The sequence below is a fragment of the Nostoc piscinale CENA21 genome (assembly GCF_001298445.1).
Classification (GTDB): Bacteria; Cyanobacteriota; Cyanobacteriia; order Cyanobacteriales; family Nostocaceae; genus Nostoc_B; species Nostoc_B piscinale_A.
Window position 1 is genome coordinate 2,425,524 of the sequence record NZ_CP012036.1, and the last position, 12,406, is coordinate 2,437,929.

At 39.7% G+C, this 12,406-nt stretch carries 13 protein-coding genes and 2 pseudogenes; 14 read left to right on the forward strand and 1 reads right to left on the reverse strand.

Features of this window, described 5'->3' with window-relative positions; all coding sequences use genetic code 11:
• The first annotated feature begins 679 nt into the window (after positions 1 to 679).
• From fdxB to ACX27_RS10705, 8 genes and pseudogenes are all read left to right on the forward strand, one after another.
• On the forward strand, positions 680 to 973 hold the full coding sequence (fdxB, locus tag ACX27_RS10675) for a ferredoxin III, nif-specific (RefSeq protein WP_062291890.1): 294 nt from the start codon (positions 680 to 682) through the stop codon (positions 971 to 973).
• Positions 974 to 1,518: 545 nt separating this feature from the next.
• Positions 1,519 to 2,494 (forward strand): annotated as a pseudogene (locus tag ACX27_RS10680) (cytochrome c oxidase subunit II).
• Positions 2,495 to 2,592: 98 nt separating this feature from the next.
• Positions 2,593 to 4,272, forward strand: coding sequence for a cytochrome c oxidase subunit I (ctaD, locus tag ACX27_RS10685; protein ID WP_062291893.1), 1,680 nt, complete (start codon positions 2,593 to 2,595; stop codon positions 4,270 to 4,272).
• Between the two features lie 158 nt (positions 4,273 to 4,430).
• Positions 4,431 to 5,027, forward strand: coding sequence for a cytochrome c oxidase subunit 3 (locus ACX27_RS10690; protein ID WP_062291896.1), 597 nt, complete (start codon positions 4,431 to 4,433; stop codon positions 5,025 to 5,027).
• 66 nt (positions 5,028 to 5,093) lie between these two features.
• Positions 5,094 to 5,582 (forward strand): hypothetical protein, encoded by a 489-nt coding sequence (locus tag ACX27_RS10695; RefSeq protein WP_062291899.1) that lies wholly within the window; start codon positions 5,094 to 5,096, stop codon positions 5,580 to 5,582.
• 77 nt (positions 5,583 to 5,659) lie between these two features.
• Positions 5,660 to 5,827, forward strand: a complete 168-nt coding sequence (locus ACX27_RS32350) for a hypothetical protein (RefSeq protein ID WP_158507368.1) — start codon at positions 5,660 to 5,662, stop codon at positions 5,825 to 5,827.
• A gap of 5 nt (positions 5,828 to 5,832) precedes the next feature.
• Positions 5,833 to 6,444, forward strand: a complete 612-nt coding sequence (locus ACX27_RS10700; RefSeq protein WP_062291901.1) for a cysteine dioxygenase family protein — start codon at positions 5,833 to 5,835, stop codon at positions 6,442 to 6,444.
• A gap of 187 nt (positions 6,445 to 6,631) precedes the next feature.
• On the forward strand, positions 6,632 to 7,111 hold the full coding sequence (locus ACX27_RS10705) for an ArsC/Spx/MgsR family protein (protein WP_062291905.1): 480 nt from the start codon (positions 6,632 to 6,634) through the stop codon (positions 7,109 to 7,111).
• Between the two features lie 133 nt (positions 7,112 to 7,244).
• Here ACX27_RS10705 and cysK read toward each other — a convergent pair whose 3' ends face one another.
• Complete coding sequence (gene cysK / locus ACX27_RS10710) at positions 7,245 to 8,189, reverse strand: cysteine synthase A (protein WP_062291908.1); 945 nt, start codon at positions 8,187 to 8,189, stop codon at positions 7,245 to 7,247.
• A gap of 1,015 nt (positions 8,190 to 9,204) precedes the next feature.
• Here cysK and ACX27_RS10715 point away from each other — a divergent pair.
• From ACX27_RS10715 to ACX27_RS10740, 6 genes and pseudogenes are all read left to right on the forward strand, one after another.
• Entirely contained in the window at positions 9,205 to 9,609 is a 405-nt protein-coding gene (locus tag ACX27_RS10715; protein ID WP_062291912.1) for a hypothetical protein, read from the forward strand.
• 30 nt (positions 9,610 to 9,639) lie between these two features.
• Positions 9,640 to 9,906 (forward strand): hypothetical protein, encoded by a 267-nt coding sequence (locus ACX27_RS10720; RefSeq protein ID WP_062291915.1) that lies wholly within the window; start codon positions 9,640 to 9,642, stop codon positions 9,904 to 9,906.
• Positions 9,907 to 9,927: 21 nt separating this feature from the next.
• Positions 9,928 to 10,239, forward strand: coding sequence for a hypothetical protein (locus ACX27_RS10725; RefSeq protein ID WP_062291919.1), 312 nt, complete (start codon positions 9,928 to 9,930; stop codon positions 10,237 to 10,239).
• A gap of 245 nt (positions 10,240 to 10,484) precedes the next feature.
• Complete coding sequence (locus ACX27_RS10730; RefSeq protein ID WP_235526583.1) at positions 10,485 to 10,847, forward strand: hypothetical protein; 363 nt, start codon at positions 10,485 to 10,487, stop codon at positions 10,845 to 10,847.
• A 12-nt stretch (positions 10,848 to 10,859) separates the two neighbouring features.
• A pseudogene (locus tag ACX27_RS10735) lies at positions 10,860 to 11,862 on the forward strand (LLM class flavin-dependent oxidoreductase).
• Positions 11,855 to 12,226 carry a hypothetical protein gene (locus tag ACX27_RS10740; RefSeq protein ID WP_062291923.1) on the forward strand — a complete coding sequence of 124 codons (372 nt, stop codon included), beginning with the start codon at positions 11,855 to 11,857 and terminating at the stop codon, positions 12,224 to 12,226. The pseudogene ACX27_RS10735 and the gene ACX27_RS10740 overlap by 8 nt, the downstream one beginning before the upstream one ends.
• Positions 12,227 to 12,406: the final 180 nt, after the last annotated feature.

A 12,406-nucleotide genomic window follows, 5' to 3' on the forward strand; every position in this document is an offset into this window, starting at 1 on the left:
TGAGCTTAGGAAATTTTCTTAAGCTTTCACATTTTTTTAACTAATAAACTTTAATGTTTGGCATCAAAACCTTAACCCAAGGATTTTTGCTGAATTTTTATACACACAATCATTTAGCATAATCCCATTTATTAATAATTTTAATATTTAATATCAAGCTAACTGCTGCTACAAAAATCACATTTTTAACTGAAATGCTCAAGTTACCAGATTACTAATAACTTGGGCATTTTTATTGCTAAATAACAATACGTTGCTAATACAAATTGCAAATATATTTATGTAACTCAAGAACATAAGTTTTGTATAGTGATTTACTGTCTTTTTGATATCGGCTAAAAGCTGCAAAAGAATTGCATTATTAATCAAGGTAGTAATTAATTTCAAGGTAATTGATTTAACTAAATATAGGCAATTCAGATTTCCGATTTCTTGAAGGAGTCAGGAATATTGGTGTACACGAATAATTGACTACTAAAATTATTATCAAAAAAAAATAATATTTATTGCTATAGACTCTCATTTAAATCATCAAAATAAACCTAAAAATAGATAAAAAGTCATCAAACTTTAATGAAAGAAAAATTAATCGTTTCACAACAAAACAAAACAATTAGATTAAGTTAGTATGAAATTAAGTACAAACGATTAGATTGGCGAAATCGCCGAAGGTTTATTCATGGCAACACTAACAGGATTGACATTTGGAGGTAAAACCTGGACACCTAAATTTGCCCAGGAGATTGACAAAGATAAATGTATCGGCTGTGGCAGATGTATTAAAGTGTGTGGGTATAGTGTGCTGGATTTAAAAGCACTCAATGAGGAAGGTGAATTTGTAGAAGATGAAGAAGATGATGAAATCGAGCGCAAAGTAATGGTAGTTGCTCATCCTGAGAACTGCATTGGTTGTGAAGCTTGTTCTCGGATTTGTCCTAAGAACTGCTACACCCACGCTGAATTAAACAACTAAATATTTGCGGAATGTTGAAAGTTGTTGTTTTGATAAGGGGGTACTCAGCAAGGTAAATTGAGGGGAATTGATCTAATTACTAGAACTGGTCAAAAAGTTCATAGTAAACAAATGCGTAAATTTTAAATTGTTACTTATTAACTAAATCATACTTGCTGCTATTTTGAATGTTAAAAATGAGAAATAATAGTACCCTCTGACAACAACTATTACTGCTTGTAGAACTAGAAGGTACTCTTGTCGAATTCATTAGAAATATTGTTAAGTTTTTGGGGGAAGGATCTGAAGAGATTTGGAAAATTCCCCCAAGTTTTACATTATGTAAGATACAACGTTAATAAGTAGAACTCAAAAGTCAAAAATCAAATATCGGCAGAATTTGATTATAAGCTTTTGTACTGATTTAAATGGTGAAGTTAGGTGTGTTACTGAAGGATCAAAAAATGAAGTTACAAAGATAAATTTCATACTTCAGATTTCATACTAGCCTGCGGCAAATTGCTGCGCGTCTACACACTTCAAACTTCATACTTACAGGAGCTTTTATGCAACAAATTCCTGTTTCACTATGGACGCTAGTTGCTGGCATAGTAGTTACAGCGTTTAGTGTTTGGATTGGACAAAATCACGCACTACTACCAGTAGAAGCATCAAAACAAGCACCTTTGGTAGACGGATTTTTTTAACATCATGTTTACCATTGCGATCGCTTTATTTCTGGTTGTAGAAGGCACCATTCTGATTTTTTTAGTAAAGTTTCGTCGCCGTCGCGGTGACGATACTGATGGCTTACCAATAGAGGGCAATGTTCCTTTAGAAATTTTCTGGACAGCTATCCCATCCGTGATTGTGATTGGCTTAGGCATCTATAGCGTAGATGTCTTTAATCAGATGGGTGGTTTTGAACCAGGAACTCATGCCCATTCTCCGGCTCATGTTGCCCATGCTTCTGGAACTGCCCTAGCTGCTACCCTCAATAATACCCCAGAATCCACTTCAGCCCCAAGCATTGGGATTGGTGCAAGCAACAGCCAAAGCAAACCTGCGGATTTGGTAGTGAACGTTACTGGGATGCAGTTTGCTTGGATTTTCGAGTATCCCAACGGTGGCGTTACTACTGGTGAACTACATATTCCTGTAGGTGCTGATGTGCAGTTGAATTTGTCAGCCCAAGATGTGATTCATGCTTTTTGGGTTCCTCAATTCCGACTGAAACAAGACGCACTTCCTGGTATCCCCACCGAACTGCGCTTCACCGCCACTAAAACAGGTACATATCCCGTCGTGTGTGCGGAACTGTGTGGTGGCTATCACGGTTCCATGCGATCGCAAGTCATCGTCCACACACCCGAAGAATACGACAGTTGGTTGAAAGAAACCCAACTCGCCCAAAAGCCAGACTTGCAAAAAGCGATCGCTGTTAATCCCGCCGACTTATCACCCTCCGAGTTCCTTGCGCCTCATATCCAACACATGGGCGTGAGTGCAGCAACTCTAGAGTCAATAGTCAAAGGTCAATAGTCAATAAACCTCTTGCAATAGTCGTTATTTGCGAACTTTTCTTTGCGCCTTTGCGCCTTTGCGTGAGACAAAAAAGACCAATGACAAAGGACAAACGTATGACACAAACAGAATTACCTCGGAATACACCGCCCGATAAAAATCCACAAGTAGCCGTTACCCATACCGCACATCCCAAAAAGTGGAAATGGTACGACTACTTCACCTTCAACATTGACCATAAGGTAATCGGGATTCAGTATCTAGTCACGGCGTTTTTGTTTTACCTGATCGGTGGATTGATGGCGATCGCCATTCGCGCCGAACTCGCCACCCCAGATGCAGATATTCTCGATCCCAATCTGTATAACGCCTTCATGACCAACCACGGAACAATCATGATTTTCTTGTGGATTGTTCCGAGTGCGATTGGGGGATTTGGCAACTATCTAGTACCGTTGATGGTTGGTGCTAGAGATATGGCATTCCCGAAACTGAATGCGATCGCCTTTTGGTTAAACCCACCAGCCGGATTATTACTGCTGCTGAGTTTCCTATTTGGTGGTTCCCAATCAGGTTGGACAGCTTACCCACCACTGAGTTTAGTCACCGCGCCAGTTGCCCAATCTTTATGGATTTTGGCAATTGTTTTAGTAGGTACTTCCTCAATTTTGGGTTCCTTAAACTTTGTCATCACCATCTTAATGATGAAAGTCCCCAGTCTGAAATGGGATCAACTTCCCTTATTCTGCTGGGCAATCTTAGCCACCTCCGTACTAGCACTTCTCTCTACACCTGTGTTAGCTGCGGGTTTGGTATTGCTGTTGTTTGACTTGAACTTCGGCACATCCTTCTTTAAACCAGATGCAGGCGGTAACGTTGTTATTTACCAGCATTTATTCTGGTTCTATTCTCACCCGGCAGTATATCTGATGATTCTGCCTATCTTCGGCATCATGTCCGAAGTCATCCCCGTTCACGCACGTAAACCAATTTTCGGATATAAAGCGATCGCTTATTCCAGCGTAGCAATCTGCGTTGTTGGTTTGTTCGTTTGGGTACACCACATGTTTACCAGTGGTACACCCGGTTGGATGCGGATGTTCTTTACTATTTCTACCCTCATCGTTGCTGTTCCCACTGGCGTAAAAATATTTGCTTGGGTTGCTACCCTTTGGGGTGGAAAAATCCGCTTTACCAGTGCCATGCTATTTGCGATCGGCTTATTGTCGATGTTCGTCATGGGTGGTTTAAGCGGCGTGACAATGGGAACAGCCCCCTTTGATGTTCACGTCCACGATACCTACTATGTAGTCGGACACTTCCACTACGTCTTATTTGGCGGTTCCGTATTTGGGATTTACGCAGGTATATATCACTGGTTCCCCAAAATGACCGGACACAAGCTAAACGAATTTTTGGGACGGACTCACTTTTTCCTCACCTTCATCGGGACAAACCTCACCTTCTTACCGATGCACGAATTAGGTTTACAGGGAATGCCCCGACGGGTCGCCATGTATGACCCCCAATTCACTAGCTTGAATGAAATTTGTACCATCGGCGCATTCATCTTAGGCTTATCAGTCATCCCCTTTACCATCAACATACTGTGGAGTTGGAGTAGAGGCGAAGTTGCTGGTGATAATCCTTGGCGGGCTTTAACCTTAGAATGGACAACCAGTTCACCTCCATTGATTGAAAACTGGGAAGTCTTACCCGTAGCCACTCACGGCCCTTACGACTACGGCCATAGCCCCGAAGCACAACCCACCGCAACACCTGAAGTGAGTGCGTAATTTAGATCCCCCCTAACCCCCCTTAAAAAGGGGGGAACATGACTCACTTATTTAGATTAGACACAGGTATATATTAAGTGATGAGAATTTAGCCCCCCTTAAAAAGGGGGGTTGGGGGGATCTCCAACACCCTTGTTAGAAATTCAGATGGTAAAAATATGACAGTCGCCACACCCAGCGAACATCACGGACATGATGCCGAACATCATCCAGATTTGCGAGTTCCGGGATTATTAACCTTCCTCATCTCCGAATCTTTAATGTTTGGCGGATTCTTTGCTACTTACTTGTTTTTTCGCCAAACCACAGATGTCTGGCCACCAGAAGGTACAGAAGTAGAATTACTCGTACCGACAATTAACACCATCATTCTAGTGTCTAGCAGCTTCGTCATTCACTTTGGTGAAATGGCGATTAAAAAGAATAACGTCGCCGGAATGCAATGGTGGTACAAAGTGACCGCCGTTATGGGCGCAATGTTTTTGTTAGGTCAAGTGTATGAGTACCTAACCTTGGGATATGGCATGACAGCCAATGTCTTTGCCAACTGCTTTTATATCATGACAGGTTTCCACGGATTGCACGTATTTGTGGGGCTGTTATTGATTTTAGGAGTATTGAAGCGATCGCAGCGTCCCGGCCATTACTCCGCCACCAAACACACCGGCATCGAAATGGCAGAAATTTACTGGCACTTCGTAGACATCATTTGGATTGTTCTCTTCACTTTGCTGTACGTTCTGACACAGTTTTAAAAGCGAGTAGGGAGTAGTAAATTACCCCATTCACTACTCCCTACTCCCCACTCCCCATTCACAATTATGCAAATCGATACCAACAGATTTTCTTGGTTTCAAGTACCAGAAAAACGTCAAAAAAAATTACTAATCTTAGCTGCTGATACTTGGCATAATAATTCTGAATCCGAGAACTATATGCAACAAGCCATCACCGAAGCCGGAGATAATACAGACATTTTAGTTTCGGCATATAGATATTTTTACTACAAAAATAATTATTCTCTCGCCTTGCAAACAACAACGAAATTATTAGATAAAATTAAGAAAGCAGAAAATTTCCCTGAAAATTGGGAACAGCTAAAACCCATACTCATCAATCGGAGGGAAGAAAACCAAATCAGATTGTACTTAAATGCTTATGCTGCTACTGGTTTGGTTTTAGCTAAATTAGGAGACATCGAACAAGCCAAAGAAATCAGCATCAGGGTGCAAGAAATTGACCCCAAAAATGATTATGGTGCTGGTATCCTTCTGGATATTTTGACACGTCCAGCCGAGGAAGAAGATTAAGTCAACAGTTAAGATTCATAACTGATTTGACTATTGACCAATACTGACCAACACTCAACGATCAAAATTTACAAACCATGATGAACAATTTCTCTTTTGCTCGACCTCTTTCCACATTTACCCTACCCGAAAATCCCTTGCCTAATACTGTTCCTTTATCGCCTATAAGTCTTCCTGAAACTAACTCTCCTTGGTATGCAGCACCAGTAATTGTTATGCCTTCCACTTCTCAATTTAGATTCTAAAAGTTATGCAAGGTAGGGATTGGCTACTTACTGGAGAGGGTCAGTATCAAATTTGTAAATCTGTAAGAGCATGGGATTTATTGCGAGAAAATTATCGCCTCTATCGTTTTTTGACTGAGGTAGAAGATGTTCTCAATGGTGTTGGGGATGAATCTAGCCGTCTACCAGAAATTAGGATGTTGGTGAGGCGCTTAATTGCCAATTCCTACTGGGTGAGAAGTCAACATTTAGAACCTTGTCCCAAAACAGGTACTTCTGTTGTTCTCTTATACGATGAATTGGGTTTTCCACTGACTGTCCAAACAGTAACCTTTGCACCAGGGACAACTTCAAACATTCATAATCATGGCACTTGGGGAGTTGTAGCGGTGTTAAAAGGTCAAGAAAAAAACACTGTTTGGCGACACACAGACAACTCAACATTTTCCGGTAAAATTGAACAAACAGGAGAAATAATCTTATCTCCAGGAGATATTGTGAGCTTTACTCCTGATGCAATTCACAGCGTGCAAGCAGTCGGTGATGAACCAACTGTGACTTTCAATATTTATGGGGAAACTGATCCAAAACAAAGATTTGAGTTTGACTTAGTTACCCATACGGTAAGGAAGTTTTAAGACAGGGGTGTAAGGGAAGAAAGGGTGTAAGGGTGTAGGGGAAGATTATCTTACTCAGCACTTTTAATCACAAGAAAATACCAAAAACATAAACGTCTTTCCCTTATACCCTCACACCCCTACACCCTAACTTAGAGGGTTTTCTGCGTAAGTCCTAAACCATTTAAGTGGATTGGGAGCAAGCACAATGGCAAGAGTAATTTTTTATGAAAAACCAGGCTGTAAAAATGGTACTAGACAAAAAGTGTTGTTAACTGCGGCTGGTCATGAAGTAATTTCATACAACTTATTAACCGAACCTTGGACAATTGAGCGTTTACGGTCATTTTTTGGTAATCGCCCCGTATCTGAATGGTTTAATCGGGCTGCACCCAAGGTAAAATCTGGCGAGATTGTTCCTGAAAACATCGACGCGGAAACCGCATTGGTACAGATGTTGCGTGATCCGCTATTAATTCGCCGTCCTCTAATTCAAGTAGGCGATCGCCGCGAAGTTGGTTTTGAGGTGGAAAAACTTGACGCTTGGATTGGCTTAAAACCTGTAGATGAATCCTTCCAAGCTATGAGTGAAGACCTGATGAGTAAGGATTTACAAGGCTGCGCCCACGGTGGTAATCACCACCATGACCATGAACATGGCCACGGTCATGGTAATTGTAAACATTAAATTAAGGAAAAAGTAAAAAGGTAAAAGGTAAAAGGAAATAAGTAATAAGTAAAAGGGCAAAAGGTAAAAAAATATTTTATATTTTTACTGTTTACTCTTCACTTTTTACTTTTTCCTTTTAACTTTTGCCTTCTTAACTAATGCTCAAATCTTGAAACATTGCTGTGCTGAGGTAACGTTCACCATACGAAGGCTGAATCATCACAATCAAACGACCAGCATTTTCTGGTCGTTTTGCTACTTGCAAAGCCGCGCACAAAGCCGCACCTGAAGAAATTCCAGATAATAAACCTTCTTCTTTAGCTAAACGCCGCCCGTAAATCATAGATTGGTCATCGCTGACTCTGATGACTTCATCCACCAATTCCAAGCGCAGCACATCGGGGACAAATCCTGCACCGATACCTTGAATTTTATGGGGGCCTGCTTCGCCACCAGAGAGGACAGGGCTATTGCTGGGTTCAACTGCGATCGCTTGTAAACTGGGTTTACGTTGCTTCAATACTTCAGCAATTCCGGTAATTGTTCCACCAGTCCCAACCCCAGCAATCACAATATCAACTTCTCCGTCTGTATCTTCCCAAATTTCTTCGGCGGTGGTTTCCCGGTGAATTTTGGGGTTAGCTGGGTTGCGGAACTGTTGCAGCATATATGCGTTTGGTGTGTTAGCCACAATTTCCTCGGCTTTGCGAATTGCACCCCGCATTCCTTCCGGGCCTTGTGTCAATTCTAGTTTGGCACCATAAGCACGCAGCATTGAGCGCCGTTCTTGGCTCATGGTTTCTGGCATAGTTAAAACTAAGCTGTAACCACGGGCGGCGGCGACCATTGCCAAAGCGATTCCAGTATTTCCAGATGTCGGTTCGACTAAAATTGTTTTTCCTGGTGTAATTAACCCTTCAGCTTCGGCGCTATTAATCATACTCACGCCAATCCGGTCTTTTACAGAAGCGGCTGGATTCATTCCTTCGAGTTTGGCAACTATCCGCGCCACTGCACCTTCGGCCTGGGGAATTTTATTTAGTTGAACTAAGGGAGTTCTGCCGATCAGTTCTGTAACATCTTTAGCAATTCGCATAAATTAACTCCTAAACCTTTAATTTTAAAACTGCCTATTTACTTATAACTATCATTTTTCGGTAACTGTTGAGGTTAGCGATCGCCAAAACGATTTACTTTCACTAAAGCATAAATACGTAACACACATAAATAATTTTGGTTAATTTACATCTAAATTCGTATTTTTGATGACCATTGACTACAAATAGTAGTATTTAAGTATTGCTCAATACTAAACATCAGCTTGTTTGGAGGAACTTAATTAGTTAATTTACATCTAAAAAATATATAAAAACTCATTTCATATTTTTCAATACATTACCAATCAAATCAACAACTTATTGAACAGTTTGCTAAAATATCCAATTTTCCAGATATATGTTCCTAAAATGTTAGTTATATACAGCGATATATTTAATTCACCAAACATTGATATTTGATAATTAATTAATTGAAATTACGCTCAAAAACTGCTATTTAAAGCATTATTCTTCATCTTGAGTACAAAAAATCTTCATCAAAACTTATCTAAAAAAATCATTTTTATCTATAGCCAGTCTAGCTTTAAAGCTGAGTGCAAAAATCCCAGCACCCCTGCCAAGTAATACCAGCCCCTCTGCCTGACAATACTAGACCCTATACCCCCAGCAATTTTTATCAAGCTTACACAGCAATGGTTGGAGGTTTTGAGTACAAATTTAATCAATTTAATAAACTTAATCCACACCAACTAAACAGCCACCCCCAAAGGCGACTGATATAAAACATATAGGATTTACGCAGAGATTCCCCTCTACCCCCCGAAATTCCCTAGCTTGCTAGTGAACTAGGGGGGACTTCTTAACCAGACATTTTCAGATAAGACTGCGTTAATTCGATAAATATAAAAATAGAAGTTAAGAAAATTAGGTAATTATTCACTAGTTATTAAATCTACAAAATAGATACCTGACTTCTTAAAAAAAGTCGAGTATCTAAAACTCTCTTATCTAGCCATAATCTCTAACTTCTAACCCCTAGCCTCTAGCTCAAGGATGAAAGTCAAAATTCTCAATGTTCTTACTGTTTGCCTAGTAACATTAATCGTAATTTCTCCAGCAATGGTAGTCCTGAGAGTAGTTTGGGAAAAGCATGGAGAGTTAGTTAAGGCACAGAATTTAACTTGTGAAGTTAATAAGATTAACGAAGTCAATCAAGGCTTGTATCCTCCAGTAACGGCTGGTATTAATAATTGCGATCGCTACGTCGTGAACCAACCGCTCACAACTGATTTTATCTATAAACTTGCCATTATTTTGCAATGGTTTATCTTGCTAACCCCTGTATGTATCGGGTTAGGAATTCTTGTATACGACAGGTATCTAGCGCATCGCGCCGCCGTATTTCAAGAACAAGTAGAGATGTTAGAAAGACTTTGGCGACAAAGTATTGAACAATAATCAATTCACGTTACACAATTACAAAATATTATGACTGAAGAACGGCAAGCTCAATATTTTGATTTAATCGATCAATTACTACAATGTCCTAATGGTCAAGAGCCAGCAGTTTTAGAAGCAAACTCAGAACTAATTGATGCTAACCTTATCGAAGCAATGGCGAGAGTAGCCACAATGTTTGCTCACGATGGGAATCAAGATGGCGCTAAATTTTTATTTCATGTAGCTCGTGAGCTTGCCAAGCAATTAGGTTTATATCCTGATTTTAATAATTCCGAAGCTGCAAAATCTGAATGAAGTGCCTAACAAGGAGTAATCATGCTACTGACGGCTACTGATGCTGGACATATAGCGTTAGAGTTTCTCTTAGCAGACTGGAATATTCGTGACGAATACAGAGAGTGGTTTACTATTATCAAATCTCGTTTAGTTGGCGAGTATTGGTACATTGTTGAGTTGGGTGTAGAAGGTTTTCCTGATAAATGGTTTATTCAAGTCTACGATACAGGAGAATGCGATCCAAGCTATACTTTTACTTCTCCGATTAATGGTAAAGAAGGATTTTCTGATTTTTGTGATTTACCAGAAATAATTGCTGAAGTATTAGTAGCAGAGCGAAAATCTCGATAATCAACCTGATGACTTAAAATTGATGATTTATACAATATCGTCAAAGCTCAGATACTCGACTTCTTAAAGAAGTCGGGTATTTTAGTCTTTTTTGTTCTAAATGAATTACACTATTCCCTATCTCCCTCAGAATTTAATAAATAAACCGCTACATTTTTCTATATATTACTTAATACCAAAAAGCAATATAAACTACATTTTATGTCATGCTTATTTGACAAATATGTGTTATATTAAATAGCGTGATGAAAGCTACAGAAACATCAGCTAAAATGATTACTGAAGATATCATCGCTAAAGAATTCAAAAGAATTGTCAGCGAGTATTATCCAAAGGTTGGAGAACTATTAGACGGGTGTCATGTGAAAGTCATCACCTGTTTTTGGGGAAGACCGCCTAGACGTTTGCAATACATAGGTATTTATTGCTCTGAAGAAATGTTGCCCCATATTAGAGAACAGCAAAAAATTCTCAGAGACATAGCCGACAATATGGGATTAGTCCAAGTAGTTTGTATGAATGCCAAACGCTTGATTCGAGACCCTAAATCGACGCTTAAAGATACCGATCCACGCCTGTGGTTGGAGTTGCAAATGGTAGCAACCTAAGAATAGTAAACAATGAAAATTGGACTTTTCTGCAATTACGAAAATCATCACCAAAATTACCGCCGCGCGATTTTTGAGCAAGTCGCTTTAGTCAGACAAGCCGAAAGCTTAAACTTTGACGAAGCCTGGGTAAGTGAACACCATTTTAGTGAAGTCAATATCAGTTCTTCTATGCTGTTGTTGATGGCACATTTAGCAGGTGTCACGTCCACAATTCGCTTAGGTACAGCGGCGGTTTTACTGCCATTTCACAACCCCATTCGGGTAGCAGAAGATATTGCGACCTTGGATAATTTATGTAATGGCAGATTATTATTTGGAGTTGCCAAAGGCGGGCCTTTCCCTCAGCAAAATAAACATTTTGCGATTTCAATGGGAGAATCTCGCGCCAGAATGTTAGAGGCAATGGCATTGATTCATAAGCTTTTATATGAAAAAGAAGTTTCATTTTATGGGCAGTATTATCAATGCGATCGCCTCACAGTGTACCCTAAACCTTTGCAACAGCAAATCCCGGTATATATAGCCAGTGGTGATACTTCAAGTATCGAATTCGCCGCACAAAATTCTTTTAGCTTAATGGGGGGGCCTCCCTTTGCGCTAGAGAGACTGAAAAAAACTGTCAACGAATACCGCAATATTAATTCCAGTGGTGCAGATAATTTTGTCTTAGCGCGGTTCTTTTTTGTGGGTAAAACCAACGAAGCTGCGGTGAATGAAGCCATACCTTTTATCCGCCAATTTAGCCAAAAAATGAAAGCTAATACGGCAGTAGTAATGCAGAATAATTCCAACGGTCATAAACCATTTGAACGGACAAATATTTGTTTTGACGAAGACTATTTGATTGAAAATTCAATCATTGGCGATGTGATTACCTGTCGGGACAAAATCAAAAAAATTTCAGGACGAATTGAATCTAGGTACATTAGCACTCAAACCCGCATCGTTTGATCTGCAAAAAAACATCGAAAGTTTGCAGTGCTACAACCAAGAGGTACGCAGTTATGTCTAAATTAAACCAGCTTCCACCCGATGATTTACCACCAACTCAAGTAACAAAAGAGGATGGAATGCTGCACTTAGAGCTAGAGCAATCGATTGGCAGATGTTTTTATTACAGTTGCGATCGCATTACTCAAGCTTTACTCAATAATTGTCAGTGGTATCTTACCGATAAAAATGCAAAAATCTTGTTAGTAATTGATTGCCCTGACATTGTATCTTACTGGCATATAGTCAGCAATATTCCCCAATTAGGTAATAGATTAGAGAGATTTACAACTAATGCCAAAATCAGAGTTTATCCGCCGTTTGGTAAAGGTGGGCCGTTAGAAATTAGTGTGAATGAAATCTCCGCTTATCGAGATTGGTTGTAAAGTCATCATTTACTCATCTCAAAACCCAGTTTTTGCCAAGAAACTGGGTTTTGACATTTTTTATAATTTTCACAATTCTTTGCAGTATAGTGTGCGATCGCTACACAATCATGAATTATCATCTTTGCTATACTTTTACGACTGATCGCAATATTTTAGTAACTCTAAAAGATTCACAAA

What these genes read in the sequence shown, in the direction of transcription:
- fdxB (WP_062291890.1), top strand. Translation starts at nt 680, where the DNA reads ATGGCAACACTAACAGGATTGACATTTGGAGGTAAAACCTGGACACCT.
- ctaD (WP_062291893.1), top strand. Translation starts at nt 2,593, where the DNA reads ATGACACAAACAGAATTACCTCGGAATACACCGCCCGATAAAAATCCA.
- ACX27_RS10690 (WP_062291896.1), top strand. Translation starts at nt 4,431, where the DNA reads ATGACAGTCGCCACACCCAGCGAACATCACGGACATGATGCCGAACAT.
- ACX27_RS10695 (WP_062291899.1), top strand. Translation starts at nt 5,094, where the DNA reads ATGCAAATCGATACCAACAGATTTTCTTGGTTTCAAGTACCAGAAAAA.
- ACX27_RS32350 (WP_158507368.1), top strand. Translation starts at nt 5,660, where the DNA reads ATGATGAACAATTTCTCTTTTGCTCGACCTCTTTCCACATTTACCCTA.
- ACX27_RS10700 (WP_062291901.1), top strand. Translation starts at nt 5,833, where the DNA reads ATGCAAGGTAGGGATTGGCTACTTACTGGAGAGGGTCAGTATCAAATT.
- ACX27_RS10705 (WP_062291905.1), top strand. Translation starts at nt 6,632, where the DNA reads ATGGCAAGAGTAATTTTTTATGAAAAACCAGGCTGTAAAAATGGTACT.
- cysK (WP_062291908.1), bottom strand. Translation starts at nt 8,189, where the DNA reads ATGCGAATTGCTAAAGATGTTACAGAACTGATCGGCAGAACTCCCTTA.
- ACX27_RS10715 (WP_062291912.1), top strand. Translation starts at nt 9,205, where the DNA reads ATGAAAGTCAAAATTCTCAATGTTCTTACTGTTTGCCTAGTAACATTA.
- ACX27_RS10720 (WP_062291915.1), top strand. Translation starts at nt 9,640, where the DNA reads ATGACTGAAGAACGGCAAGCTCAATATTTTGATTTAATCGATCAATTA.
- ACX27_RS10725 (WP_062291919.1), top strand. Translation starts at nt 9,928, where the DNA reads ATGCTACTGACGGCTACTGATGCTGGACATATAGCGTTAGAGTTTCTC.
- ACX27_RS10730 (WP_235526583.1), top strand. Translation starts at nt 10,485, where the DNA reads ATGAAAGCTACAGAAACATCAGCTAAAATGATTACTGAAGATATCATC.
- ACX27_RS10740 (WP_062291923.1), top strand. Translation starts at nt 11,855, where the DNA reads ATGTCTAAATTAAACCAGCTTCCACCCGATGATTTACCACCAACTCAA.